Genomic DNA, 24,205 nt, shown 5'->3' with positions numbered 1-24,205 from the left:
ATTAGGCTTAGGGGCATGACTGCACCCGGACCGGAACTCCAAGACCTCGTTAACCGCCTCTTCGACATGGCCCGCCAGGGCGATAAGACCCTGCTGGACTACATCCACCAGGGCGTGAACATCGACCTGGTCAACCACGAGGGGCAATCCTTCGTCATGCTCGCCGCCTACCACGGCCACGCTGAGCTGGTCGCCGCCCTGGCGGAGGAGGGCGCAAACGTGGACCTCCTCAATGATCGGGGCCAGTCGCCGTTGGCCGGCGCCATCTTTAAGAAGGAAGACGCGGTTATCGACGCCCTCCTGGCCGCCGGCGCCGATCCCCAGGCCGGCACCCCCAGCGCCCTGGATACCGCGCGCATGTTTGAGCGCACCGACCTGGTCGAGCGCCTTTCGTGAGCTGGTCATCGTTTCTCGCGATCATCGTGATGAACCTGGTCGGGGCCGCCAGCCCCGGCCCGGACGTCATCCTGGTGACCCGGTACGCCACTAAGTCCCGCCGCCACGCCATTGCCGCGGCCGCGGGCATCCAGGTCGGGGTGCTGATGTGGTGCACGCTGACCGTCTTCGGCGCAGCCGCGCTGCTGAGCACCTTCCCGTCCGTTTTAGGCTTCGTCCAAGCCATCGGCGGTGCCTTCCTGGTGTGGATGGGCTGGAAGACCATGCGTTCCGGGTTGGCCGAGCGCCGCAACCCGCTGCAGAGCTTGGATGACGCCGTGCAGCGGCTGGGCCGCATGCGCCAGGCCTTCCGCCTGGGACTGGCGACCAACCTGTCCAACCCGAAGATCGTGCTGTTTTTGGCCGCGATGATCGCCCCGCTGCTGCCGGCGCACCCGCCGCTGGGGCTATCGGTCGCGCTGGTGCTGTCGCTGTCGCTGTCCAGCTTCCTTCTCTTCGTCGCGCTAAGCTGCGTGATTTCCACCAACGCGGTCCGGCGGAAGCTACTGGCGGCCGGCCCCTGGATCGACATCGCCGCCGGTGCCTTCTTCCTCGTGGCCGGCGTCCTGTTGGCCGTCAACGGCCTGCGGGAGATCCTCTTCCCATAGGCCCGGCTGCCCGGCCGCGGGCTCGGCCTGGGCGGCCTGGGCCAGGTCCCGGACCCACTCGGTCCAGGCGGCGACGGTGGCCGCGCGCCGCTTGAGGGTGCTCTCGCCCAGGCCCAAGTCTGCGGTGCGCATGATCTCCGCGGCCTCGTCGCGGCCTATTTTCTCCCCGCCCAGCGCACGCCGGGCGGCTGTGCGGAAGACCCCGCGGGCGGCCAGGCGCTCCACGATGGCGAAGTTGCGCGCGTCTAGGTCATCGAGCGCCATGACCTGCTCGCCCAGCTCGGTCAGGGCCACGCCCTGCGCGTCGATGCTCACCAAGCCGAGGTAGGCCGCCGCGTTCCCGTAGTAGTCCGCCTGCCGGGAGGTAAAGCCGTAGGCGGTGTGGATATAGTCCTTCGTCAGCGGCTCCTCGCTGGCGGCGAGCAGCTCGCACAGGTTGACCACGCGCGCGAAGGCATCCGCCTGCGGAAAGGGGGCTGCGGCCGGCTCAGGTTCCACGCGGGTGCGCTCGATGGCGTCGAGGAGCGAGTCGGCCGACAGCTGCGTGCTGCCCAGGCAGTAACGCGCCGAGCGCACCTGCCGGATGCTGCGCGGATCGTTCTCGTCGTCGAAGGCGTAGAGGAACAGGTGGAAAACGCCGTTCGAATAAAGCAGGTAGACCGGCAGCACCGGTTTGGAGACCACCTGCCGGAAGCGCCGGTAGGGGAAATACAGCTGGCGGATGTTGAAGTCCTCGGGCAGGTGGTTTTTCGCCTCGATGAGCACCAGGCAGTCCGCGGACTCGTAGCCGCCGTCGATCTCCATCTGCGCGCGGTCCACGGTGAAGTCCCGGCCTGCCAGCCGCAGCAGGATCTGGTGGGTGGACATGCGCCCCGAGACCGTCGAGCGCAGGGGGCTGCTGCCGATGAAGTCTTCCAGAATGCCGCTGAGATCCGCCGCAGCCAGGGCCAGCGACTCGGAGGTGATTTGGGAAAAGTCCAGGGACTCGATGTCCGCCGGCACCGGCAGGCGCCGGGTCGGCTGCGGCCCGCGCTCGAATGCCTGATAGAGGCCGAACTTGCCGACCAGGTAGGAATCGCGCGACAGCGGCACCACGGACAGGCCGTGTTTCCGGAATGGCCACGGCCGCGAGCTGGAGTAGTCGTGCTTGGCCATCAGCCGGGGCTCGCGGCGGCTGATCTCCTTCAGGCGGGAGGCGGTAATGCAGGCGAAGCCGTCGCGCTCCAGGGGCCCGGCGAATTCCTCGGCGGCGAAAACGCGCAGCCAGCCGATGTCGTTGACGCCGAGTTTGGTGTCCTTGCTGATCTCGAAACGGTCGCGCAGCTCGGCTATTTCGGCGGCCTCGGCGTCTGTAGCCCGGCTCATGCGGTGCCTCCTCCCACAGTGTCGGTGTAGTTGCGGACCAGGACCTCATCGACCTTCCCGCGCTTGGAAGCCACGGAGTTGATAGCCCGGGTGGCGCCCACAATCTCCGTGGGGTAGTCCGCATACAGGTCCCGGATGAAATCCGTGGCGGAGTTCGACAGGAGGAAATTGACCCCGCGCGCGTCCAGCTCGTCGCAGGCCTGCTTGAGGCGTTCCTGCTGGCTGCGGTCGAAGCCGCCGGCGGCGTAGCCGGTAAACGAGCTGGTGACGTTGACCGGGTCGTAGGGCGGATCGAGGTAGACGAAGTCGCCGGCCTGGGCCGCCTCCAGCAGCACCGCGTAGTCGCCGTTGAGCAACTCGACGTCGTTGTCGCGCAGGTAGGCACCCACCGCCCGCAGGGTGGGCTCGTCGCAGATGGTCGGGTTCTTGTAGCGGCCGAAGGGCGCGTTGAACTGGCCGGCGGAGTTGACCCGGTACAGGCCGTTGTAGCAGGTCCGGTTCAGATAGACCGTGCGGGCGGCGCGCTCGACGTCGCTTAGCGCCGCGAAGACCTCCGGGTCGCGGTCCAGGGCGCGCAGCTCGTAGAAGAACTCCGGGGTGTTCGGGTAGCCCGCCAGCAGGCCGATGAGCTCGTCGACGTGGTCGCGGGCGACCCGGTAGACGTTGATGAGCTCGGTATTTAAGTCGTTGACCGTGGCCTTTCCCGGGGCCAGCGCGAGCAGTACCGCGCCGCCGCCCAGGAAGGGCTCGAAATAGCGCTGAAACCCGGCCGCGGGGAGGGCGGACCGAATGGCTGGTAGGAGCTGGCGTTTGCCGCCTACCCATTTCATCAAAGGCTTCAGGTTGTTCATCGTGGCAATATCTTAGCGCCCCGGCCGACCCGCCGGCCGCGCGGCCCGCCTTGCGGGGAACAGGTGTTCGCCTGGAGGGTTAAAAATAAAGGGGGCCAGCCCGCGGGGAGGAATCCTCCTTACCGTGCGGGCCGGCGGCCAGTATTTATGAAGCCGGGGTGGGCCTAGGCCATCTTGTTGAAGGCGTTAGCCATGCCGGACTTCTTGTTAGCAGCGGTGTTGCGGTGGAACACGCCCTTGGACACGGACTTGTCCAGGGAGCGGGAAGCAACGCGCAGCTGCTTCTCAGCGGCAGCCTTGTCACCGGAGGCGACAGCCTCGCGGAACTTGCGGATCTCGGTGCGGACCGCGGAGCGGATGCCCTTGTTGCGACGGCGAGCCTTCTCGTTGGTGATGACGCGCTTCTGCTTGGACTTGATGTTAGCCATAGCTGAAAATACCTCTTAAGTAATCGATCTGATTGACAACGAAACTTGGGGCACTCTCCGGACATGGCTCCAGGCCACAGATGCAGCCGCGGCGCCGGCGTACAAGGCGAACCCAAGGTCCTGCCCGCCCGGCCGACGCGCCCGGAGTCCAAGTAACCCGGCTATCTTAGCAGCCGGGTGCCTGCCCGGACAAAACGCACTCTAGCGCCTACGCCCAGTGGTAGACGGCGCGCAGGCGGTTGGCGATCCGCTCGAAGCGGCGCTGCGGGAACAGGATGCCTTGGCGGCGGACTTGCTCCTCGCTGATTTCCAGCAGGCGGTCCAGGCGGATCCAGCACTGGCGGCCGGACTCGTCCCATTCGCCGGAGCCGATCTCCAGCCAGCAATCGTCCTCGGCGTGCTCCGGGTTGGGGGAGATGAGCAGGCCTAGCACCGTGGTGCGGGTGCGGCCGACCACGAGGACCGCGCGCTCGGTGGGCGGGGACTGCGCCCCGCCGGTCGGCGCCCAGACCCAGACGACCTCCCCGGAGTCGGCCTGGCCGTCCATGTCCGGGGCGAAGAAGATGGACCGCGCGCGGTCCTGGGTGGCCTCCACCCGGATGTCGGCGGGCTTGCGCGGCTCCCAGCTCGTGCGGTGTCCGTGCAGGCCCAGGCTCTGGTTGATGTGGCTTAGGCCCTTGTCGATGGGTTCCTTGTCGCCCACGCCCAGCGCGTGCAGGACTTTCCGGCCCCAGGAGGGTGAGGAGGTGCGAGCAGACTCGGGGTTAACCATGTGTCTATCCTACTTGCCGGTAGCGCCCGTGTCTTGGGTAAGCTGGGACGGACTACCTATTTACTCGAGGAGATTAAGGGACATCGTTGTCTGAGAATTTTGCGGCCACTACGTTCACGGATCCGTCCAAGATCCGGAACTTTTGCATCATTGCTCATATCGACCACGGGAAGTCGACCCTGGCCGACCGCATTCTCCAGCTGTCCAAGGTGGTAGAGGAGCGCGACATGCGCGACCAGTACCTCGACAACATGGACATCGAGCGCGAGCGCGGTATCACCATCAAGGCCCAGAACGTGCGCCTGCCGTGGGTCCCGCAGTCGGGCGAGCTGGCGGGCACCCAGATGGTCCTGCAGATGATCGACACCCCGGGCCACGTGGACTTTTCCTACGAGGTCTCCCGCGCGCTCGAGGCCTGTGAGGGTGCCATCCTGCTTGTCGATGCCGCCCAGGGCATCGAGGCCCAGACCCTGGCCAACCTCTACCTGGCCATGGAAAACGACCTGGAAATCATCCCGGTGCTCAACAAGATCGATCTGCCGGCTGCCGATCCGGATAAGTATGCCCTCGAGCTGGCCAACATCATCGGCTGCGAGCCGGAGGAGGTCCTGCGCGTGTCCGGCAAGACCGGCGAGGGCGTCGTCGAGCTGCTCGACCGCCTGGTCGACCTGGTGCCGGCCCCGACTTCGGAGGGCGGCTCGGATGCCCCGGCCCGCGCGCTGATTTTCGACTCCGTCTACGACACCTACCGCGGCGTGGTCACCTATATCCGCATGATGGACGGGACCCTGAAGCCGCGTCAGAAGGTGCTCATGATGAACACGGGCGTGGAGCACGAGATCCTGGACATCGGCATCGTCTCGCCCACGCCCACCTCCTGCAAGGGGCTGGGCCCCGGTGAGGTCGGCTACCTGATTACCGGCGTGAAGGACGTGCGCGAGACCAAGGTGGGCGACACCGTCACCTGGGCCAAAAACGGCGCGGACAACCCGCTGCGCGGCTACGAGGACCCGAAGCCGATGGTCTATTCCGGTCTGTTCCCCATCTCCCAGGCGGACTTCCCGGACCTGCGCGACGCGCTGGACAAGCTCCAGCTCAACGACGCCTCCCTCACCTTCGAGCCCGAGACCTCCGTGGCGCTGGGCTTCGGCTTCCGCTGCGGTTTCTTGGGCCTGCTCCACATGGAGATCACCCGCGACCGCCTGCAGCGCGAATTCGACCTGGATCTCATCTCCACCGCGCCGTCGGTGACCTACCGCGTGGTCAAGGAGGACGGGGAAGAACAGATCGTGCACAACCCCTCCGACTGGCCGGGCGGCAAGGTCGGCGAGGTCTACGAGCCCATCGTGAAGATGACGGTCATCGTGCCGGAGGAATTCGTCGGCCCCACCATGGAGCTGTGTCAGTCCAAGCGCGGCCAGATGGGCGGCATGGATTACCTGTCCGAGGACCGCGTCGAGCTGCGCTACACCATGCCGCTGGGCGAAATCATCTTCGACTTCTTCGACATGCTCAAGTCCCGCACCAAGGGCTACGCCTCCCTCAACTACGAGGAGGCCGGCGAGCAGCTGGCCGACCTGGTCAAGGTGGACATCCTGCTGCAGGGCGATCCCGTGGACGCCTTCTCGGCCATCGTGCACCGCGATCACGCCCAGCACTACGGCAACAAGATGACCAAGAAGCTCAAAGAGCTCATCCCGCGCCAGCAGTTCGAGGTGCCGGTGCAGGCGGCCATCGGCTCGAAGATTATCAGCCGTGAAAACATCCGCGCCATGCGCAAGGACGTGCTCGCCAAGTGCTACGGCGGCGACATCTCGCGTAAGCGCAAGCTGCTAGAAAAGCAGAAGGCCGGTAAGAAGCGCATGAAGTCCATCGGCTCGGTCTCCGTGCCGCAGGAAGCCTTCGTCGCCGCGCTGTCGACCGACTCCGACTAGTAGAACGCCACGCGCGCGTTATTCCCGCCGGTGCACTCCATGGACTTATCTCCCAACACGCTGCACTGCATGTTATAGGTCTGGCCAGTGGCCGGGCTGGCCACGGAGATTTCCGGCTGGTAGAAGTCGCGGACGTTCTCGCCGGTGGGGTTGTGGCCGGCGGTCTGGGCGTCGAAGACGGCCCTGCCGAATTCGCAGCTGGTGTTCTCGCCGGCCAGGACGGTGTTAATGCCGAAGCCGTCGCCTAAGATGCAGACCTCGTAGTAGGTGCCGGCCACGGTGGCGGTCTGACCGGGGTTGGGGTTGTGCATGACCAGATCCATGTAGTCGGAGGCAACGTAGTCGACCGCGCGGTTGCTCGCGCCGGCTCCGGCACCCGCTCCGGCTTCCTGGTTGTTCTCGGCGGCGGGTTCCTGGGTGCTGTCGGCAGCCGCGGTGTTGTCGGCGGAGGCCTCGGCGTCGGCATCGCCGGCTTTGGAGCTTTTTTCTTTGGCCTTCGAGCTGGACTGGGTGGAGGACTGGGCGGAGTTCTCCGCCGCGCTGGATTCCTGCGTGACGGTGCTGCCGGCCTCGGGGGTGGGGGTGTCTTGGGCGGATTCACCGGAGGAACAGGCGGCGACGAAGAAGAGCGGGGCGAGGGCAAAAGTGTTATACGTCTCATAAAAGGCAGATTAGTGTGTATACAAGTGAGATAAAAGGGTAAGCGAGAAAAACTTGGTACGCTCGGTTGCTAAACGCCAGTAACAAGGAGTGAGAAGTCACGATGACGGTGCCTCAGTCCCCGCACCAAAAGGACTCGCGAACCGCCTACCGCACCGGCCCCTACCGGCAGCCCTCCCCGGAACAGTCCGTGCCCCGGCAGGGCCAGCAGCTGCCCCCGCTGCCGGTCACGCAGGCGACCCTGGGCGAGCGCCCCGCCGGCGAGGTCCTGCGCGAGGACGGAGCGCAGCTGCTCGAGCAGCTGCAGGTGCTGCGCCGTGACCTGCACCAGAACCCGGAGATCGGCAACCACGCGCCCTATACCCAGGCCAAGGTGCTCGAGGAGCTCTCCGGCCTGCCGCTGGAAATCACCACGGGCGTCTCGGTGACCTCCGTGGTGGCCGTCCTGCGCGGCGGCAAGCGCGGCGAGCACCCGGTCTCCGTCCTACTGCGCGCGGACATGGACGCCCTCGAGGTCGCCGAGCGCACCGGCTCGCCGTTCGCGGCCACCAACGGGTACATGCACGCCTGCGGCCACGACCTGCACACTGCCGCACTGGTCGGCGCGGCCAAGCTGCTGAGCCAGCACCGCGAGGAGATCCCCGGCGACGTCATCTTCATGTTCCAGCCCGGCGAGGAGGGCCCGGGCGGGGCCCGCCCCATGATCGAGGAGGGCGTGCTGGATGCCGCCGGCCGCCGCCCAGTGGCCGCCTACGGCATCCACGTCGGCCCGCAGGACTACGGCAACTTCTACCACGTGCCCGGCCCGCTGATGGCCTCCTCGTCCAACCTGCGGCTGACCGTCCACGGCAAGGGCGGGCACGGCTCCCGCCCGCACGACGCCATCGACCCGGTCGCCGCCATGGCCGAAATCCAGGTAGCCCTGCAGACCGCCGTCACCCGCCGCTTCGACGCCATGAACCCGGTGGTCATCACTGTAACCAACCTGTGGGCCGGCGACGGAGCCATCAACGCCATCCCGGACAAGTGCGGCTTTTCTGCCACGGTCCGCGTGCTGGACGATGCCGCCATCGACCGCGTCCGCCAAGTCATCACCGAGGTGGCCTCGAACGTGGCGGCGGCGCACCGCTGCGCGGTGGACATCGACTTTGAGATCCTCTATCCGACCACCAAGACCAACCCGCGTGAGAACGCCTTCGCCGCGGGCGTATGGTCGCGCCAGTTCGGCTCGGACCGGGTGGTACCGATGCGCTCGCCGATGATGGCCAGCGAGGACTTCGGCTTCGTCCTCCAGCAGGTGCCGGGCACCTTCGTGTGGCTGGGTACCGCCAACCCGGAGACCCCGCAGTCCAAGCGCGAGTGGAACCACTCGCCGCTGGCGCGCTTCGACGACTCTATTCTGGGCGATCAGGCCGCCGCACTTGCCGGGGTGGCCTTTGAGCGGCTGGTGGCCGAGGAGCTGCTCCCGTCGCCGACCATTCACGCGGCCCGGCAGGCAGCCCAGCAGGGCTAGCCGCCACCAGCTGCGGGCGGCGGCGCACGAGGTAGAGAATCCAGGCAGTCGCGCCCACGGAGAAGACGACCTCGGCGCCGACGGAGGCCCAGCTCACCTCCACGGCGTTGGGGTCCGAAATGCCCACGGCCGCGGTGCCAAAGGCCAAGACGTTGCCCACGGCATGGACCACCGCGGCGGCCTCGATGCCGCCGGTGGACCACGTCAACACGGTCGCGGCCGCGGCGAAGACTGCGATGGCGGCCAGCCCCTTGGCATCGTAGGCATGCCCGGCGATAAACAGCCCGAAGCCGGGCAGGTAGGCCAGCCACGGCGAGCGGATCCAGCGCCCCAGCCACTGGGGGAGGAGTGCGCGGAAGATGAGTTCTTCGCTGAGCGCCTGCAGCGGAACCAGCGTCACCGTGAGGGCCAGGAGTACGGCCGCGGTGGAATCCCACCGCGGGGAATGGCCCTCGATGACCGTGATTGGGAGGTAGGCCACCGCCCAGGCGACCACGGCCGGCAGCACGGCCCGACCTGCCAGCCCCCAGCGCACGCGGCCGGCAACCGACCACAGCCCGCGGGCCCCGCGCCGGGCAGCGGGCACGTTCCGACCGCGGCGGCAGATGCTCGCCGCCACCCAGGCGGCGGCACCGAGGGCGATGATAAGCCCCAGGCTGACGGCGAAGGGGCCGGGCCGGGACATGTCATCGATAGCGTCGATAGCCTCGCCGCCCAGGCTGAGCCCGGCGACCAGGGCGAAGCCAAAGAAAAAGACCACCGCGATAGCGATGAAGACTGCGGCTTCTAGCAGCGGGCGCCACCAGCTGCCCGGCAGCACACGGTGAAAAGAACTCTGCGTTAATTCGTCCATACCTTCTACGGTGTCAGGTTTCGGGCCGCGGAGTCTCCTCCCCGGGGAGGATTTCGCGGCCGGGGACGCGGCCTATACTGAGCCCATGACTGTGGGACCGGAGACCGTGCGCCGGATAGGCATCGTTGTGCTGTGCGCCCTGTGCGACCTGGTGGTGGGCCTGGTGCTGGTGGGCATTGACCTGGAGGATTCGCCCGCCGCCGACACGCCGGAGTTCGACGCCTACGTGGCTATCATGGCGCTTTTTGGCGTGGCGGGCTGGCCGCTGCTGTTTATCGGCCTGCGCCACGAGCCGGGAGAAGATTCCGCCCACCCCGGCCCCCGATCAGCGCTGGTCTGCAGCGCGCTGGTGGCCTTGGCCGGCTTCTCCTATTTCGGCTGCGTCTCCTCCGCGGTGGCGTTTATCTCCCTGGTCGGGCGCGGTTCCACGCGGTGGTCCGTGGTCGGGGTCCTCGCGATGGTCGGGGGTGTGCTGGTGGATTGGGCGTTTAACCCGAGCGGCGCCCCGCCCCTGGACGACTGGTATTTCCTGGCCGCGCTCGCGGTGGTCATGGTGCCCATGCTGCTCGTTGGCATGGGGCGCGCGGCCAGCAAGCGGGACCAGCGCGCCCGGTTCGCGGCCGCCGCCACCGTCGAGCGCGAGCGCCTGTCCCGCGACCTGCACGACAGCCTCTCGCACCGGCTCAGCCTGATCTCCCTCTACGCCGGGGCCCTGGCCGAGCGCGAGGACTTGAGCCCCGAGCAGCAGCGCCGCTCCGCCGAAACCATCCGCACCGAGGCCGCCCACGCCGTCGACGACCTGCGGGAGGTACTGCGGTCCATCACCTCGCGGCAGGCCCCTGGCCCCGGCGTCCGCGAGATCATAAGCTCCGCTCAGGAGGCCGGCGATGCCATCACCTTTACCAGCGACGGCGCCACCTCGCGCCTGTCCACCGCGGCTGCCCAGGCCCGGGCCCGCGCGCTGCAGGAATGCCTGACCAACGCCCGCAAGCACGCGCCCGGCCAGCCGGTCACCGTGGTCGAGGCCACCGAGCCCAAAGCCGGCACCTACACCTGCCGCGTCAGCAACCCGCTCCTGGCAGGCTCGAAGGGGGCAGGCACCGGCCGCGGGCTGGACGGCATGCGCCAGCGGCTCAAGCTGGTCGGCGGTAGCCTGGACATCCATCAGGGCCGCGAGTTCTGCGTGGGCATCACTCTGCCGCTAAAGGAGGCGCAATGATAAGGGTCGTCATCGTCGACGACGAGGAGCTGGTGCGCGGCGGCGTCCAGCTGGTGGTGGAATCCGATCCGGAGATCCGGGTCGTCGGCGAGGCCAGCAACGGCCGCGACGGGGTGGCGGTCGTCGCCGACCTGCAGCCCGACGTGGTGCTCATGGACATCCGCATGCCGGTGCTCGACGGCATCGCCGCGGTGGAAAAGATCGACCCAGCCGTGCCGGTCATCATGCTCACCGCCTTCGACACCGACGAGTTCATCGCCGCCGCCCTGCGCGCCGGGGCCGTGGGATTTCTGCTCAAAAACACCCCGCCGAAGGCCCTGACCTCCGCGGTGCGCGCCGCGCACGAGGGCCATCAGATCCTCTCGCCCGGGGTGGTGGGATCGCTGCTCGAAGCCGAGCCCAAGGCCACCCCGAAGCAGGACGCCGCGCGTGCGAAGCTGGCCAACCTCTCCGAGCGCGAGCTAGAAATCGCCCGCCTAGTCGCCAAGGGGCTGAGCAACGCCGAGATCGCCGCGGCCGAGTTCGTCTCCATCACCACGGTCAAAACCCATGTCCAGCACATCCTGCGCAAGCTGCCGGCGCGCAGCCGCATCCACATCGTCATCACGGTGCTGGATGCGGGACTATAGAGAAGTGAAGGCAGAACAACATGACTGAACTGCATTCATTAGTCATCAACGGCAAGGGCTACGTTGCGGTCGTGGCGCCGTCGGTGGCGGTCTCCGTCATCGGCCCCGCAGTTCACCGGCAGGCCATGGCCCGCGTGAAGGAACTATTCCGCCTGCCGATCAAGGAGGGCGCCTCCGTTTGGGACGGGGCTAGCCCCGAGCAGCGCGCGGCGGAGATCAACCACGCGATGACGGATCCTGAGTGCGCGGCGGTGCTGGCCGTAGCCGGCGGCAACGACTCCATCCGGCTGCTGCGCCACCTGGACCCTGAGGCGCTGGCCGGCAGCGCTGTTCCCTTCATCGGCTACAGTGACAACACCGCCATTCACAATTTCCTCTGCCGATTGGGGAAGCGCTCGTTCTACGGCGGCTCCACCCAGGTGCAGGTGGGGCCAGGGCCGGGGATGGATCCGGAACACGTGGCATCGTTGGGTGCCGCCGTGGCTGGTCGGGGAGCAATAGAACTGTCTGCGCCCGCGGCATATGAAGTCCGCGGCGTTGAGTGGCAGAATCCGCGGGCGTTGGACAGCTACGGTAACCGCGTGGAGTTTCCGCCCTATGTCTGGGAAGGGGCCCGCAGGGCAGTGCGCGGTCGCACGTGGGGAGGATGCCTCCAGACGTTGGTGCAGCTGGCCGCGATGGGGCAGCTTCCGGAGCCGTCCGAGCTTGCGGGGGCCGTTATGTTCCTCGAGCTTTCCGACGAGCCGCTCGGAGATGGCAACGTGTGCAAGCTCGTGCGTGCCCTAGGCGAGGCGGGGTATTTCGACGCGGTCGCGGCCCTCGCCCTGGCCTTGCCCCCGCACTCCGTGACCGGCCCCGGCGGGCAGGTGAGTCCCGATCCGGCGAAAGCACACGCGTTGCTGGCCGAGATGTCCGAGCAGGTCGGCGCCTATAACCCGGATCTAACCCGGGTGCTAGGGCTGCCCATCGGGCACCAGCGCCCTCAGTACGTCATCCCCTACGGCGGCGAGCTGCTCATCGATGCCCGCCGCCGGGAGGTTACGGCCTTCTACGGCGACGGCCCCGCGGGCCAATGATGAGGACGATAAGCGCGGCGACGAGGCCGATGGCCGCTATCACCACCGACGCCCACCCGGCCGCGCCCCAGTAGGTGGGGTAGTAGCGCAGGGCGTAGCCAAAGACCTGGCCGTCGTCGAACTGCTGGACCAGCGAGATGGCCAGCCACCACAGCTTCGCCGTGGCCAGCACCGCCCCTACCACCAGGGTGGTGGCGATGCCGGCGCGGCTGCCGCGGCGGAAGGCCCAGCACAAAAGGCCGACGGCCACCAGGACGATGCCTACCATCGTGGCGGCGAACCACAGCGGGGTCTGGATGGAAAACGGCGAACCGTTCAGCAAGAACTCGTGGTCGACGCGGTGCTGGTCAATGAGTGTGAATCCGTCGAGGACGACGTCTGCGGGAAGGCCCATACCTTGAAAGCCTAGCGGCGCCCGCTCCAGCCCGGGCGGGATAGCGCTGTAAGCCTGGCCACTACGGCGCTAGTCTTTCTGGGCTTTCCCGTTGGCCTGGCCGGCGTGGTCTTCTTGGTCGCCGATGTAGTCCGGGTGCGAGGCGTCGTGCTTCGGGTCGTAGCCGTCGGACCAAGTGTTGGTGGAAAAGTCGTAGTCGACGGCGTCGCCGGCCTCGTCGGTGCGCTGGTACCAGCGGGTGTAGCGGCCGGCCGCGGAGTCGAAGTCGGAGCCGGCGCCGCGCCCGTCGGAGGCTTCCTCGACGGAGAACTCAAAGTCGTCGCCGTGCTCCTCGATGCCACGGATCACCGCGTTTTCCACCGCCGTGCGCGCGTACTGGCGGCGGATGAACATCGGGTCGCTGCGCAGATCCACGATGAAGGCGACCATCATCACCAGCAGCACCACGCAGAAGGGAAGTGCGGACAGGATGGTCAGGTTCTGCAGGCCGGACAGGACCTCCTCGCCGCCGGTGAGCAGCATGACAACGGCGATGCCCATCATGCATAGGCCCCAGAAGACCACCAGGGCCTTGTTCGGGGAGGGGTTGCCCTTCGAGGCCATGGTGCCCATGATGACCGAGGCCGAGTCCGCCGAGGTGACGAAGAAGATGGCCAGCACGCCCAGCAGGATGAACGGGGTGATGGTGCCCAGCGGCAGGTTGCTGAACATGTTGAACAGGACGGCCTCGCCGGAGGCGTCGGCGTCGAAGCCCGGGATGCCGGCGTCGTGGAAGGTGATAGACGTCCCGCCGAAGATGGTAAAGGCCAGGATGAGGATGATGGTGGGTGCCAGGATGGTCACCGCCGCGTACTGGCGCAGGGTGCGACCGCGCGAGATGCGCGCGACGAACATGCCGACGAACGGTGCCCAGGCGATCCACCAGGCCCAGTAGAAGGCGGTCCAGTAGGACTGGAACTCGACCGTCTCATCGCCCCAGGACAGCGACTTAGACATCATCGGCAGCAGCTCGTCCAGGTAGGTGACCATGCCGGACGGCAGCAGGTTGAGCAGCAGCAGGGTGGGGCCGGTGATAAAGACGAAGGCCACCAGCGCCAGCGTCAGCGTGATGTTCAGGTTGGACAGGTAGCGGATGCCGCGGGAGACCCCGGAGACCGCCGAGATGACAAAGCCCACGCCGAGCACGGCGATGATGACAAGCAAGATGCGGTTGGGCAGCGGCCCGGCGCCGGAGATGATCTCCACACCCTGGCCGATCTGCACGGCGGACACACCCAGGGTCGCGGCGGTGCCGAACAGCGTGGCGATGAGCGCCATAATGTCGATGACCTTGCCCAGCGGGCCGTCGGTGTCCTTGGAGCCGAACAGCGGCTTGAAGATGGAGGAAATCAGCGGCACGCGCCCGCGGCGGTAAGACGAATAGGCGATCGCCGCGCCGACCAGCGAGTACATCGCCCACGGGGAAATGCCCCAGTGGAAGTGGGACTGCGCGACGGCCTGGTGGAGGGCCTCGACCGTGCCGCCTTCGTCCACGGTGTGCGGCGGCGGGGTCAGGTAGTAGCTCAGCGGCTCGGAGGGGCCATAAAAGAACAGCCCGACGCCGATACCCGCGCCGAACATCATCGCCACCCAGGAGAAGAAACCGAACTCCGGCTGTTCGTCGTCGGTGCCCAGCTTGATGCGGCCCAGCTTCGACAGGCCCACGTACGCCATCACCACGATGGCCAGGATCATCGTGATATTCAGCAGCCAGCCCGCGTTGGTAATAGCCCAGCCAAAGGCCGCCGATGCCGTCTGCGCCACCTGGTCGGGCATCGTCACGCCCCAGGCGATGAAGCCGACGACGAGCACCGCAGTCACGCCGAAGATGATCTTGTCCAGGCCAAAGGTGTTGCGCTGGTCTTCGACCCCGATGCCCGGGACCAGGCCCGGGTGCATGTTGTGGGGGTAGAGGCCCACCGCGGGGCCGGTGCTGCCGGTCGGCCCGGCGTTGCGCGGCTGGGGCTCGCGGGAGGCAGCGGAAGAGGTAGACGGGGTGGACGAGGAGGACGCGGATTCAGGTTCGGATTTCGACACGAAGGTCAATCATTCAGGAAATTGGCATAAGTCACAACTCAGGCACGCCGAGTCGACCGCCTAGTCTAGGCATACTAGACAAGCTCGTCTGTGGAGGAATAGGGTGGGCGCCATGTTGATTTCCGGACTTCTCGTGGGCGGCGTCTTCGGCGCCGTACTGCAGCGCGGGCGCTTCTGCGTGACCGGCATGCTGCGCGATATCTATCTGAACAAGACCTGGCGCGGGTTTACCGCGCTGATGTTCCTCATCTCCGTGCACGCCTTCGGGCTGACCCTGCTGACCAGCCTGGGCGTTATCCAGCCCGAGGTCGCCAACTTCACCCCGGTGGCCATCATCGTGGGCGGCTTCATCTTCGGCCTGGGCATCATCCTGTCCGGCGGCTGCGCCTCTGGCACGTGGTACCGCTCCGCCGAGGGCCTGGTCGGCTCCTGGATCGCGCTACTGCTCTACGGCCTGTCCGCCGCGGCGATGAAGTCCGGCCCGCTGGCCGAGGTCGACGGCTGGTTCAAGCAGTGGGAGATGCCCCTGACCACCATCCACGGTGCGCTGGGGATTACGCCCTGGCTGCTGGTGGCCGTGGTCTGGACCGTGACGTTCATGCTGTGGAGCCACTACCGCCGCAAGGACGCCGGCCGCCCGACCTTGGACCTGGGCCAGCCCTGGTGGGCCCGCCCGCTGTCGCTGAACACCGCGGCCATCCTGGTAGGCCTTATCGCCACCGTGGCCTTCCCGCTGTCGGCCGCGACCGGGCGCAACAACGGCCTGGGCATTACCACCCCGACCGCCGATGTCATGCGCTACACCACCACCGGCGACGGGCAGTACCTCAACTGGGGCACGCTGCTGGTCGTCGGCCTGTTCATCGGCGCCTTCATCGCCGCCAAGGCGACCGGCGAGTTCCGCGTGCGCGTCCCGGACGCCCAGACCGCCTACCGCGCCGTGGCCGGCGGCGTCATGATGGGCGTGGGCGCGTCCCTGGCCGGCGGCTGCACCGTCGGTAACGGCATGGTGGAGACCTCCCTGTTCAGCTTCAAGGGCTGGGTCGCCCTGCTGTTCATGGGCCTGGGCGTGGCCGTCGGCGCCAAGCTGTGGCTCAAGCCCCACCGCGTTGCCGAAACCCCGGCCTCGGCCGAAGACGCCGTGCTTAACGATGCCCCCACGGTCAACCAGCCCTTCCCAGTCGCCACCGGCGCCGTAACCCTCAAGCCGCAGGCAGCCACGTCAACCCAGAAGGCCCGCCCGCTCGGCGGGGGCCGCTACGCGCTCGACACTCTGGGCGCGGTCTGCCCCTTCCCGCTGATCGAGGCCAAGCAGGTCATGGACGAGCTGGAAAACGGCGAGGCTTTGGTCATCGACTTCGACTGCACCCAGGCCACCGACTCCATCCCCGCCTGGGCAAACGATGCCGGCCACCGCATCACCGACTTCCACCGCGCCAGCGATGCCGGCTGGCAGGTTACCGTCGTGAAAGGAGGCTAATCACACGGGTGTGAGTTAGGATGAAGGGGCATCGCAGGCGTTTGTGATGCCCCTTTAACTTTGTCTCAGCGAGGTATCCCACCATGCAGTTCCCAGATTCCGTCGTGGCCGAACTGGAAGAGCTTTTCGCCCCGGTGGCCCAGGAGCATCTCCTGGACGCCTCACTGTTGTTGCAGCCGCGCTAGCTAGCGGGCCTGCGGACTGGCCATACGCACCTTGTCCGCCAACTGCTGGATATCCGCCGCGCTGGGTTGGGTATCCGGCGCCAAGTTACAAAAGTCTAGCAGCTGGTAGCCAGCGTGCTGGATGGCCTCGTGCTGGGCGCTGAACTCGCCCACGCGATCGGGCTGGTTGGCCTCCACCGACTGGATGGAGCGGCGCTCGGACAGCAGCTCGTACTGCAGGTCGCGGCGCTGGCTCAGCGATTGCTGCGGCGTCTCCGTCAGCAGGGCGCCCAGCAGCGCGCCCATCGACTCGTAGCAGCGGATCTGCAGGCGGTGGTGGTTCAGCGCCGCCGATGCCGGCCGGTACAGCCACAGCACCAGCAACGCGAAGAGGATGGACAGGGAAATCTCCGCCATGCGCGCGCCGACGACGGGGGCGAGCTCCGGCGCCTGCGAATTGCCCATCAGCAGCGCCAGCGGGGTGGAGAAGATGACGCAGAAGGCGTAGTTTTTCACCACGAAAATCTCCGCGAAGAACTGGCAGGCCGCCAGTGCGATCAGCAGCGACCAGCCCCACACGCCGAAGTAGTGGAAGGTGGCGAACAGGCACACGCCCAGCACCGAGCCGGCCGCGCGGTGGATGGCGCGCACCGTGCCCGGCACCCGGTCCGGGCCCCACTGCAGAATCAGCAGGACCGAAATGGCACCCCAGTCCGGACGCCCCAGGCCGAGGGCCACGCCCAGCAGCGCGGTGACCAGGCCGGCGAAGAAGACGCGCTCGGTGGTGATGAAGGCGTGCCCGTTGCGCACCGCGGAGCGGTAGAGGCGGTAGGTCACCGTCGGGCGGCTATGCGGGATGACGGTGCGGCTGGGGTCGATGTCGTTGGGGGTGTCGGTGAGCAGAGCCTCGGCGGCGCCGAATTCGTCGCGCAGGTTATGCCTGACGATGCTGCGCTGCGCCGCCAGCGTGCGCCGCACCAGCTCGGACTGGGACTGGTTGATAATGCGCCCACCGCTAACGATGCCCGCATCCGCCAGCGACTGCCACGCATTCGACAGCGCCGTCTGCGCCTGGTGGTGGCGGGCCAGGTGGTCCTTATCGGCGTTGGCGTAGTCTTCGGCCGCGCGCTCCAGGATGGCGACGACGCGCCGCTCCGGGCCGTGCTTGTCCAGCAGCGCCGGGGCCATGCCGAGCAGCCAGGCCGTCGCCGCGCCGACGCAGGCCCACAGGATGACCTCGCCGACGTGAGTGCCGCTGCGGGCGAGCATCGTGGACCCGCCTGAGACCATCACGATGAAAAAGCCGCCCGGCGGGGGCAGGCGCAGGGCGTTTTGGACAAAGGCTGCCGTGGTGGCCAGCACCACGGTAAACAGCGCCGAGAGGATGAGCCACCAGTGCCCGTGGCCGGGCGCGAAGACCAGCGTGCCCACCAGGGTGCCGGTCGCCGATCCGAGGACCAGCAGCGTGCCGGCCACCGCGATGATCCGGGCGCGCGTGCGGTAAGGGTGGCCCTCGCCGTAGATGACGGAGAACGCGCCGGTGGCGATGAGCAGGATGGCGTTGGGATAGCCCAGCAGCAGGGCCACGCAGCCCGGCAGGAGGATGGCCAGCGCGGCGCGCAGCGCGCCGGGCCACCGCGGGGCGGAGGAGTGGAAGGTGGTCAGCAGCTGGAGGGTACTTGGTCTTTGGGGAGTAGGGTTGTCCGTCACGGTGCTGCTACACGTTCCTTTCTCGTATCAAATTTGTTCGGCCTATACAGCGTACTCTTCCTGTGGGTTTTCGCGAACTTTTGTACTCCTAGTTATCTGTTGTCCACAGGCGGTGGTTCCCGAGCGTTAACTATTTCACTCGGTCGGTGGAGTTATCCACAGGCGCGAATTTGTGCCCTTGTGGGGGTTGACGCGTGCTTCTAGCGTGTGGGGCATGACAGCAACGACAGCCATGGACACTTTGAAAGCAGCGCACTCCATCTTCGCGGACGGGATCTCCTACGTGGGCCTGTGCCGCGAGCTGAGCCTGCCTGCCCTGAAGGCTGTCATGTCCGACGTTGCCGCGGCCGCCCACTACCGCGCCTGCCAGACCTTCTTCGGACACACCACCTACACGAGGAAGCAAGCCGCCGCGAGGAAAGGCGCCGCGGAATCCGGACACCACCTCGACACACTGCTGGTGTTGGACAACGCCTTCCGGCGGGTGCGCAACCAGGGCGAGGCCTGGGCGATGCTCATCGAACTGTGCAACACTCCTGGCACCACCAAGCAGCTGCGCCGACTGGCCAACCAAAAGGTCTTGGAGCTCAACCGCCCGGCACCGCCGGCCGAAGGCGTGCGGGTCACCCGCCGCAAGGATGGGCCCAGCATTTTTTTGTTACCGGTGATCCGGAGTTGGTAGAAAACCTCTGGGCGTCAATTAAGACCATCCCGGATGTCGAGGCGTTGTTTAGCGGCGGGCTGAACAAGCAACAGAAGGCCACGCACGTGGTCACCCCCTGCCCGACTGGGTACGCATCCTTGCCGGTGACGGGGACGAAATCACCCTGCAGCTCACCAACGGCACCACCATGACGGGTGCCGAGTACGTCCGCCAATGCTTGTTGGACGCGGGCCTGGCCACCCTGGTGGATCCGAGGCGGGGTCCGGTCAACCAGTACCGCTACCAGCGCCACGCCTCCTCCAAACAAAAAGACATGGCGAAGGCGGAAACCACCACCTGTGCCTGGCCGAACTGCCGGAAACCAGCCGACGAATGCCAGGTCCACCACATCCACCCGTGGGCCGATGGCGGTGAGACCAACCAGGAGAATCTCACCTTGTTGTGCGAGTTCCATAATTCGTGGAACGACGACAACCCGGCCTACCCCAGGCACGGCCGGGTCAACCGAAGACACGGCCACATCACCTGGGATCCTCCCTGGGGCGGCGGGCCCTGACGGCTGACGGCGGACGGCTGACACGGGGGTCAGCCGCAAACCCAAGGAACACACCCAGCCAAAACATGCGAAAGGCGCCACGGACCACGTCCGTAGCGCCTACTCGGCGTGCCTAAATGCCTAAATCCCTAAACCGAGGAATCCTCCACCGCGGCCAGCAACTCGCGCGTGTAGTCGTGCTGCGGGTTCTCCCATACCTCGGCCGTCGGCCCGGCCTCCACGACGCGGCCTTCGTGCATGACCACCACGGTGGGGCAGAGGTAGCGAATCACGGACAAGTCGTGGGAGATGAAGACGACGGTGAGATCGTAGGCATCGATGAGCGAGTCGAACAGGTCCAGCACCTGCCGGCGTACGGACACGTCCAGCGCGGAGACGGCCTCGTCGGCGAGCACGATGTCGGGCCGGCCCACCACGGCGCGCGCGATCGAGATGCGCTGGCGCTGCCCGCCGGAAAACTCGTGGGGGAAGCGGGAGGCATCGCTGGCTTTGAGCCCGACCTGCTCGAGCACGCGGGCGACCTCCTGAGGCCCGGCGCCGCCCTCGACGATGGAGCGGCCCACCGTCAGCCGCGGGTTGAGCGAGCCCTGCGGATCCTGGAAGACCATCTGCACGCGCCCGTCAACGCGCACCGAACCGCTGTCGGGGCGCTCCAGCCCCGCGATGAGCTTGAGCACCGTCGTCTTGCCGGACCCGGAGCCGCCGACCACCCCGACGCGCCCGCCCCGCGGCACCGCCAGGTCGACGTCTTCGACCGCCGCCGCGCCGCCGAAGGTCTTGGTGACTGACTCCAGCGCGATGACGGGGTCTTGGCGCGAGGGGGCGGCATCGCCGGCCGGCAGCCGCGAGGCGCGCACGAGCTGCTGGGTGTACGGGTGCTGCGGGCGGTCCAGCACGTGCTCGCCGGCCTCGACGATGGCCCCGTCGCGCAGCACCGCAATCTCGCCGCACATCCGCTGAGCCACCCGCAGGTCGTGGGTGATAAACAGCACGGCGGTGCCGTTCTCGGCGGCCAGGGCGTCGATAAGATCGAGGACCTCGGCCTGCGTAGTCGCATCCAGGGCGGTGGTCGGCTCGTCGCAGATGAGCAGGTCGGGGGTGCGCGCCATCGCCATGGCAATGAGCACGCGCTGGCGCTGCCCGCCGGAGAGCTCGAAGGGGTAGCGCCGCGCCACCGATGCCGGCAACAGCACCTTCTCCAGCATCTCCGGCCGTCCCCCGGCCAGGCGCAGCTGCCGGCCGATGGTCATCGACGGGTCCAGCGCGCTCATGGGCTCCTGGAAGACCATCGCCATCCGGTTGCCCCGCAACCGCCGATGCCGCTTATCCGCCAACCCCACCAACTCCTGGCCGTCGAAGCGGATGCTGCCGCTAACCGGCAGGTCGTGCAGCCCCATCACCGACAGGGCGGTCAGGGACTTGCCGGAACCGGACTCACCGATAAGGCCCAGGCGCTGGCCGCGGTCCAGGTGCAGGGTGACGTCGTCGACGAGCCTGTCGCCCACGCGCAGGCCCTCGATGGCAAGCAAAGTCATGCGTCCTCCTTCGGATCCCAGGCGTCGCGCAGCCCGTCGCCCAGCAGGTTAAAGCCCAACACGGTCACGGCGATGGCCAGCCCCGGCGCCCACACCAGCCACGGGGCGGTGCCCATGAGCGTCTGGGAGTCCTGCAGCATCCGCCCCCAGGACGCGGCCGGGGGAGCAGTGCCCAGCCCCAGGTAGGACAGGGCGGCCTCGGCGAGCACGGCTAAGGCGAAGTAGACGGAGGCCTGGACGATGATCAGCCCGCGGATATTCGGCAGCACGTGGCGCCAGGCGATCCGCGGCGCGGACACGCCGGAGACCCGGGCGGAGGCGATGTAATCCTGGTGGATGACCTGCAGCGTGCCGGAGCGGGCCACGCGCGCAAACGCCGGGATGCCCGCGATGCCGATGGCCACCATCGCCGTGACCGTCGACGGGCCCCACACGGCGCCGGCAACAATCGCCAGCAGCAGCGCCGGGAAGGCTAGTACCAGGTCGGAGGCGCGCATGATGAGCCAGTCGCCGTAGCCCATGCCGGCCATGATCCCCAGCGGCACGCCCACTACCGCCGCGATGCCGACCGCGAGCACGCCGACCAGCAGCGTGACCTGGGATCCGACCATGATGCGCGCGGCCACGTCGCGGCCAAACCGGTCGGTGCCCAGCAGGTGGTCGGCCCCGGGGCCGACCAAGCGGGCGGCCGTGTCGGCCAGGTCCGGCGGATAGGGCGTCCACACCAGGGACACCAGCGCCAAGACGACGGGGATGGCCACCAGGACGGCGCCTAAGTACTTCTGCATTACGCGGCCTCCTTAACGCCCGCGCGGGTCCGCGCCAGGCGCGGATCAATCAGGCGGTAGGCCACGTCGACAAGCAGGTTCACCGTCAGGGTGAAGGCGACCAGGAGCATGACCAGCGTCTGGACGGTGGTGAGATCGCGGTTGGCGACGGCATCGAGCAGCATACTGCCCAGGCCGGGGACCACGAAGACGGATTCGATGACGACGGCGCCGATAACCAGCGTGGTCAGCTGCACCCCGGCGACAGTCAGCACCGGCAGGGCCGCGTTGCGCAGCCCGTGGCGGATAAGCGCGCGCGTCGGCGAGGCCCCCAACGCCCGGGCGGTGCGGATATAGTCCTGCCCCATGACCTCGCGGACGGCGGCGCGCACATACCGGGTCAGCATGGCCGCCTGCACCAGCGCCAGGGAGACCACCGGCAGGATAAGGTGCGCCACGAACTGGCCGAAGCCCTGGTTGGGAGGCACCCACCCGCCGGCGGGCAGCCAGCGCCCGAAGGCGCTGATGAGCAGCAGGCCGACCAGGAAGTTCGGCAGCGCGATGCCCAGCTGGCTCAGCACGGATAGCCCCGGGTACCGCGCGCTGGCAATCCCCAGCGGCACCGCGATGATAAGCGCCAACAGCAGCGCCAGCCCCACCAGGATGAGCGAGACCTGCGCGCGGTCGAGCACCTGGGCAGTAATCGAGGTCTGCGAGGCCAGCGAGACGCCAAAATCGCCGCGCAGCAGCCCGCCCATCCACTCGGCGTACTGGGCCAGCAGCGGCTGATCCAGGCCGAGGGTGGCGCTGAGCTCGGCGACGGCCTCGTCGGTCGCGTTGATACCCAGCGCCACGCGGGCCGGGTTGCCGGGCACCGCCCGCATCATGGCGAAGATGACCACGCTGGCCACCGCCAGCACGAAGACGTAGCGGCCCACCAGCTTCACGATGCCCCCTGCCCTCACCGCGCGCTCACCTCCGTCAGGTCGACCGAGTCGGTAACCATGTCGGGGCGCAGCCCGGTCACGCCGGGCCGGGTGAGCACGATATTGGGCATGTTCATCAGTGTTACGGCGCCGGCCTCGGCCATGATCTGGTCGACGGCCTGGGAGGTCAGGGCGCGGAATTGCTCGGGAGAGTCGGCGGTATCGGCGGCGGCGAAGAGCTCGCGCACGCGCGGCGAATCGTAGCCCAGGTAATAGTCCGGGCTGCCGAACAAGGTGGTCAGATCGCGCGGCTCGACGTGGGAGACCAGCGAGACTTGGTAGTCGCGGGCGCCCATGACCTGGCCCAACCACACCGCGGGGAATTCCGCGGACTCGAGCCGCACGTCGAAGCCGACCTCCGTCAGCTGCGAGTAGATGAGCTCGGCGGCGGTCTGCGCGTACGGCAGGGTGGGCACGGTGATGGTGATGGGGGCGCCGACGGCTCCGGCATCGTGTAGCAGCTGGCGCGCCCGCTCCGGGTCGAAGGGGTAGTAGTCCTCGCCGCTGAACCAGGGATCGGTAGGTGCCACGGGGGCGGCGCCGGTGTCGGTGGCCAGCCCGCCGAAGAGGATGTCGCTGGCGGCCTGGCGGTCGATGGCATAGGCCACGGCCTGGCGCACCCGCGGGTCGTCGAAGGGGGCGGCCTGGTTGTTCAGCGACAGCAGCACCTCGCCGTTGGTGGTGCCGACTTGCTTTTCGATGCCGTCCGGCAGGTCGTCAAGCAGCTCCGGCGACTGGACCGCCCAGACCACGTCGGCCCCGCCGGAGCGCAGCGCGTTGAGGGCGGTCAGCGAATCCGGGAAGTAACTAATCGTGACCGGCTGGGCGGCCGGGGTGCCCCAGTAGTCCTCGCGGGGGCTTAAGGCCACGAACTCGTTGGGGCTGAACTTGCTGACCGCGTAGGGGCCCGTGCCGACGGGGTGGCTGGCGAGCTCGTCGACGCCGTCGGGAGTCATCATCGCGCCGACGGTGGTGCCCAGCTGCCACAGCCAATTGTTGGAGCGGTGCTCCAGGTCGACGGTGAGCTCGTAGTCGCCGGTCGCGCGGGCGCTGGTCACCACGGCCATCTGCGAGGACAGCGCGTTCGACCAGTGGTTTTTGACGTAATTCAGGCTGAAGGCCGCGCTCTCGGCGTTGAAGGGCGAGCCGTTGGAAAAGCGCACGCCCTGGCGCAGCTGGAAGACGTAGTGGGTGCCGTCGGCGGAGACCTCCCAGTCGGTGGCGAGCTGGGGCACGACTTCGCCGGTCTCGGAATCGATGGCCACCAGGGTCTCGTAGACGTTGTTCATCAGGGCGGCCGGGATGGCCGCGCCGCCGACGGTGGTGAAATCCAACGAGGTGGCGGGGGAGGTGGTGGCGACGGTGAGGGTATCGGCGGCCTGGCCGGCGGGGGCCGGGTCGACGACGGTGGTGTGCCCGGCCGCGCACCCGGACAGCAGGGTGGCGGCGAGTGCCAGCGACGCGCTGCGTCTGCCTCGGAAAGTCATAACGAAAGGTTAGTGCACCGCGTCACTTTTTGGCGAAATTGCC

The 24,205-nt window shown here is 67.6% G+C and carries 24 protein-coding genes; 11 read left to right on the top strand and 13 right to left on the bottom strand.

Annotated features, from left to right (window positions below; all coding sequences use genetic code 11):
* Window positions 1-15 precede the first annotated feature (15 nt).
* The gene (locus VVS03_RS08740) at window positions 16-396 is read left to right on the top strand and encodes an ankyrin repeat domain-containing protein (protein ID WP_368520323.1); all 381 of its coding nucleotides are present in this window, start codon (window positions 16-18) and stop codon (window positions 394-396) included.
* On the top strand, window positions 393-1,043 hold the full coding sequence (locus VVS03_RS08735; RefSeq protein WP_368534674.1) for a LysE family translocator: 651 nt from the start codon (window positions 393-395) through the stop codon (window positions 1,041-1,043). Before VVS03_RS08740 ends, VVS03_RS08735 begins: the two co-directional genes overlap by 4 nt.
* Here VVS03_RS08735 and VVS03_RS08730 read toward each other — a convergent pair.
* From VVS03_RS08730 to VVS03_RS08715, 4 genes are all read right to left on the bottom strand, one after another.
* Window positions 939-2,408 (bottom strand): type II restriction enzyme, encoded by a 1,470-nt coding sequence (locus VVS03_RS08730; RefSeq protein WP_368534337.1) that lies wholly within the window; start codon window positions 2,406-2,408, stop codon window positions 939-941. The genes VVS03_RS08735 and VVS03_RS08730 overlap by 105 nt on opposite strands.
* The gene (locus VVS03_RS08725; protein ID WP_368534336.1) at window positions 2,405-3,259 is read right to left on the bottom strand and encodes a DNA adenine methylase; all 855 of its coding nucleotides are present in this window, start codon (window positions 3,257-3,259) and stop codon (window positions 2,405-2,407) included. The genes VVS03_RS08730 and VVS03_RS08725 overlap by 4 nt, the downstream gene beginning before the upstream one ends.
* Before the next feature lie 164 nt (window positions 3,260-3,423).
* A complete protein-coding gene (gene rpsT, locus VVS03_RS08720) occupies window positions 3,424-3,687 on the bottom strand; it encodes a 30S ribosomal protein S20 (RefSeq protein WP_070769038.1) in 264 nt (87 codons plus the stop codon).
* Window positions 3,688-3,895: 208 nt separating this feature from the next.
* Window positions 3,896-4,459: a type II toxin-antitoxin system PemK/MazF family toxin gene (locus tag VVS03_RS08715; protein ID WP_368534673.1), complete on the bottom strand. Its 564-nt coding sequence runs from the start codon at window positions 4,457-4,459 to the stop codon at window positions 3,896-3,898.
* A gap of 86 nt (window positions 4,460-4,545) precedes the next feature.
* On the opposite strand from VVS03_RS08715, the gene lepA reads away from it, so the two are divergent.
* Window positions 4,546-6,393, top strand: coding sequence for a translation elongation factor 4 (gene lepA / locus VVS03_RS08710; protein WP_368520318.1), 1,848 nt, complete (start codon window positions 4,546-4,548; stop codon window positions 6,391-6,393).
* Here the strand turns inward: lepA and VVS03_RS08705 are convergent.
* Window positions 6,390-6,704 carry a hypothetical protein gene (locus VVS03_RS08705; protein ID WP_368534334.1) on the bottom strand — a complete coding sequence of 105 codons (315 nt, stop codon included), beginning with the start codon at window positions 6,702-6,704 and terminating at the stop codon, window positions 6,390-6,392. The genes lepA and VVS03_RS08705 overlap by 4 nt on opposite strands.
* 106 nt (window positions 6,705-6,810) lie before the next feature.
* On the opposite strand from VVS03_RS08705, the gene VVS03_RS08700 reads away from it, so the two are divergent.
* Together VVS03_RS08700 and VVS03_RS08695 are read left to right on the top strand one after the other, a co-directional pair.
* Entirely contained in the window at window positions 6,811-7,056 is a 246-nt protein-coding gene (locus VVS03_RS08700; RefSeq protein WP_368534333.1) for a hypothetical protein, read from the top strand.
* A 100-nt stretch (window positions 7,057-7,156) separates the two neighbouring features.
* The gene (locus VVS03_RS08695; protein WP_368534332.1) at window positions 7,157-8,566 is read left to right on the top strand and encodes a M20 family metallopeptidase; all 1,410 of its coding nucleotides are present in this window, start codon (window positions 7,157-7,159) and stop codon (window positions 8,564-8,566) included.
* Here the strand turns inward: VVS03_RS08695 and VVS03_RS08690 are convergent.
* Entirely contained in the window at window positions 8,448-9,419 is a 972-nt protein-coding gene (locus tag VVS03_RS08690; RefSeq protein WP_368520315.1) for a type II CAAX prenyl endopeptidase Rce1 family protein, read from the bottom strand. The genes VVS03_RS08695 and VVS03_RS08690 overlap by 119 nt on opposite strands.
* An 85-nt stretch (window positions 9,420-9,504) precedes the next feature.
* Here VVS03_RS08690 and VVS03_RS08685 point away from each other — a divergent pair, with 85 nt between their 5' ends.
* The 3 genes from VVS03_RS08685 to VVS03_RS08675 are packed head-to-tail and all read left to right on the top strand — an operon-like array spanning window position 9,505 to window position 12,343.
* Window positions 9,505-10,638: a sensor histidine kinase gene (locus tag VVS03_RS08685; RefSeq protein WP_368534331.1), complete on the top strand. Its 1,134-nt coding sequence runs from the start codon at window positions 9,505-9,507 to the stop codon at window positions 10,636-10,638.
* Complete coding sequence (locus tag VVS03_RS08680; RefSeq protein WP_368520313.1) at window positions 10,635-11,267, top strand: response regulator; 633 nt, start codon at window positions 10,635-10,637, stop codon at window positions 11,265-11,267. The genes VVS03_RS08685 and VVS03_RS08680 overlap by 4 nt, the downstream gene beginning before the upstream one ends.
* 20 nt (window positions 11,268-11,287) lie before the next feature.
* The gene (locus tag VVS03_RS08675) at window positions 11,288-12,343 is read left to right on the top strand and encodes an LD-carboxypeptidase (protein ID WP_368534330.1); all 1,056 of its coding nucleotides are present in this window, start codon (window positions 11,288-11,290) and stop codon (window positions 12,341-12,343) included.
* Here the strand turns inward: VVS03_RS08675 and VVS03_RS08670 are convergent.
* Together VVS03_RS08670 and VVS03_RS08665 are read right to left on the bottom strand one after the other, a co-directional pair.
* Window positions 12,306-12,737, bottom strand: a complete 432-nt coding sequence (locus VVS03_RS08670; protein ID WP_368520311.1) for a hypothetical protein — start codon at window positions 12,735-12,737, stop codon at window positions 12,306-12,308. The genes VVS03_RS08675 and VVS03_RS08670 overlap by 38 nt on opposite strands.
* A gap of 69 nt (window positions 12,738-12,806) precedes the next feature.
* A complete protein-coding gene (locus VVS03_RS08665; RefSeq protein WP_368520424.1) occupies window positions 12,807-14,675 on the bottom strand; it encodes a BCCT family transporter in 1,869 nt (622 codons plus the stop codon).
* Window positions 14,676-14,925: 250 nt separating this feature from the next.
* Here VVS03_RS08665 and VVS03_RS08660 point away from each other — a divergent pair, with 250 nt between their 5' ends.
* Window positions 14,926-16,293 (top strand): YeeE/YedE thiosulfate transporter family protein, encoded by a 1,368-nt coding sequence (locus VVS03_RS08660; RefSeq protein WP_368520310.1) that lies wholly within the window; start codon window positions 14,926-14,928, stop codon window positions 16,291-16,293.
* 185 nt (window positions 16,294-16,478) lie between these two features.
* Here the strand turns inward: VVS03_RS08660 and VVS03_RS08655 are convergent, their stop codons facing one another.
* Window positions 16,479-18,167: an FUSC family protein gene (locus VVS03_RS08655; protein WP_368520309.1), complete on the bottom strand. Its 1,689-nt coding sequence runs from the start codon at window positions 18,165-18,167 to the stop codon at window positions 16,479-16,481.
* A 214-nt stretch (window positions 18,168-18,381) separates the two neighbouring features.
* Here VVS03_RS08655 and VVS03_RS08650 point away from each other — a divergent pair, with 214 nt between their 5' ends.
* Together VVS03_RS08650 and VVS03_RS08645 are read left to right on the top strand one after the other, a co-directional pair.
* A complete protein-coding gene (locus VVS03_RS08650) occupies window positions 18,382-18,849 on the top strand; it encodes a hypothetical protein (protein WP_368520308.1) in 468 nt (155 codons plus the stop codon).
* Between the two features lie 169 nt (window positions 18,850-19,018).
* Window positions 19,019-19,387, top strand: a complete 369-nt coding sequence (locus tag VVS03_RS08645; RefSeq protein WP_368534672.1) for an HNH endonuclease signature motif containing protein — start codon at window positions 19,019-19,021, stop codon at window positions 19,385-19,387.
* A 128-nt stretch (window positions 19,388-19,515) separates the two neighbouring features.
* Here VVS03_RS08645 and VVS03_RS08640 read toward each other — a convergent pair whose 3' ends face one another.
* The 4 genes from VVS03_RS08640 to VVS03_RS08625 are packed head-to-tail and all read right to left on the bottom strand — an operon-like array spanning window position 19,516 to window position 24,162.
* Complete coding sequence (locus tag VVS03_RS08640) at window positions 19,516-20,922, bottom strand: ATP-binding cassette domain-containing protein (RefSeq protein ID WP_368534671.1); 1,407 nt, start codon at window positions 20,920-20,922, stop codon at window positions 19,516-19,518.
* Complete coding sequence (locus VVS03_RS08635) at window positions 20,919-21,710, bottom strand: ABC transporter permease (protein ID WP_368534670.1); 792 nt, start codon at window positions 21,708-21,710, stop codon at window positions 20,919-20,921. Before VVS03_RS08635 ends, VVS03_RS08640 begins: the two co-directional genes overlap by 4 nt.
* On the bottom strand, window positions 21,710-22,654 hold the full coding sequence (locus VVS03_RS08630) for an ABC transporter permease (protein WP_368521686.1): 945 nt from the start codon (window positions 22,652-22,654) through the stop codon (window positions 21,710-21,712). Before VVS03_RS08630 ends, VVS03_RS08635 begins: the two co-directional genes overlap by 1 nt.
* Window positions 22,651-24,162 (bottom strand): ABC transporter substrate-binding protein, encoded by a 1,512-nt coding sequence (locus VVS03_RS08625; RefSeq protein ID WP_368521687.1) that lies wholly within the window; start codon window positions 24,160-24,162, stop codon window positions 22,651-22,653. Before VVS03_RS08625 ends, VVS03_RS08630 begins: the two co-directional genes overlap by 4 nt.
* Between the last annotated feature and the right edge of the window lie 43 nt (window positions 24,163-24,205).

This window comes from Corynebacterium sp. LK2537 (assembly GCF_040946485.1).
Classification (GTDB): Bacteria; Actinomycetota; Actinomycetes; order Mycobacteriales; family Mycobacteriaceae; genus Corynebacterium.
The sequence above is the reverse complement of the archived record's forward strand: the minus strand, read 5'-3'. Positions and strand labels throughout refer to the sequence as shown.

Bases quoted from the DNA above. Each gene is read 5' to 3' on its own strand.
- VVS03_RS08740 (WP_368520323.1), top strand. From the start codon at position 16: ATGACTGCACCCGGACCGGAACTCCAAGACCTCGTTAACCGCCTCTTC.
- VVS03_RS08730 (WP_368534337.1), bottom strand. From the start codon at position 2,408: ATGAGCCGGGCTACAGACGCCGAGGCCGCCGAAATAGCCGAGCTGCGC.
- VVS03_RS08725 (WP_368534336.1), bottom strand. From the start codon at position 3,259: ATGAACAACCTGAAGCCTTTGATGAAATGGGTAGGCGGCAAACGCCAG.
- rpsT (WP_070769038.1), bottom strand. From the start codon at position 3,687: ATGGCTAACATCAAGTCCAAGCAGAAGCGCGTCATCACCAACGAGAAG.
- VVS03_RS08715 (WP_368534673.1), bottom strand. From the start codon at position 4,459: ATGGTTAACCCCGAGTCTGCTCGCACCTCCTCACCCTCCTGGGGCCGG.
- VVS03_RS08705 (WP_368534334.1), bottom strand. From the start codon at position 6,704: ATGCACAACCCCAACCCCGGTCAGACCGCCACCGTGGCCGGCACCTAC.
- VVS03_RS08695 (WP_368534332.1), top strand. From the start codon at position 7,157: ATGACGGTGCCTCAGTCCCCGCACCAAAAGGACTCGCGAACCGCCTAC.
- VVS03_RS08690 (WP_368520315.1), bottom strand. From the start codon at position 9,419: ATGGACGAATTAACGCAGAGTTCTTTTCACCGTGTGCTGCCGGGCAGC.
- VVS03_RS08685 (WP_368534331.1), top strand. From the start codon at position 9,505: ATGACTGTGGGACCGGAGACCGTGCGCCGGATAGGCATCGTTGTGCTG.
- VVS03_RS08680 (WP_368520313.1), top strand. From the start codon at position 10,635: ATGATAAGGGTCGTCATCGTCGACGACGAGGAGCTGGTGCGCGGCGGC.
- VVS03_RS08675 (WP_368534330.1), top strand. From the start codon at position 11,288: ATGACTGAACTGCATTCATTAGTCATCAACGGCAAGGGCTACGTTGCG.
- VVS03_RS08670 (WP_368520311.1), bottom strand. From the start codon at position 12,737: ATGGGCCTTCCCGCAGACGTCGTCCTCGACGGATTCACACTCATTGAC.
- VVS03_RS08665 (WP_368520424.1), bottom strand. From the start codon at position 14,675: ATGCACCCGGGCCTGGTCCCGGGCATCGGGGTCGAAGACCAGCGCAAC.
- VVS03_RS08660 (WP_368520310.1), top strand. From the start codon at position 14,926: ATGTTGATTTCCGGACTTCTCGTGGGCGGCGTCTTCGGCGCCGTACTG.
- VVS03_RS08650 (WP_368520308.1), top strand. From the start codon at position 18,382: ATGACAGCAACGACAGCCATGGACACTTTGAAAGCAGCGCACTCCATC.
- VVS03_RS08645 (WP_368534672.1), top strand. From the start codon at position 19,019: ATGACGGGTGCCGAGTACGTCCGCCAATGCTTGTTGGACGCGGGCCTG.
- VVS03_RS08640 (WP_368534671.1), bottom strand. From the start codon at position 20,922: ATGACTTTGCTTGCCATCGAGGGCCTGCGCGTGGGCGACAGGCTCGTC.
- VVS03_RS08635 (WP_368534670.1), bottom strand. From the start codon at position 21,710: ATGCAGAAGTACTTAGGCGCCGTCCTGGTGGCCATCCCCGTCGTCTTG.
- VVS03_RS08625 (WP_368521687.1), bottom strand. From the start codon at position 24,162: ATGACTTTCCGAGGCAGACGCAGCGCGTCGCTGGCACTCGCCGCCACC.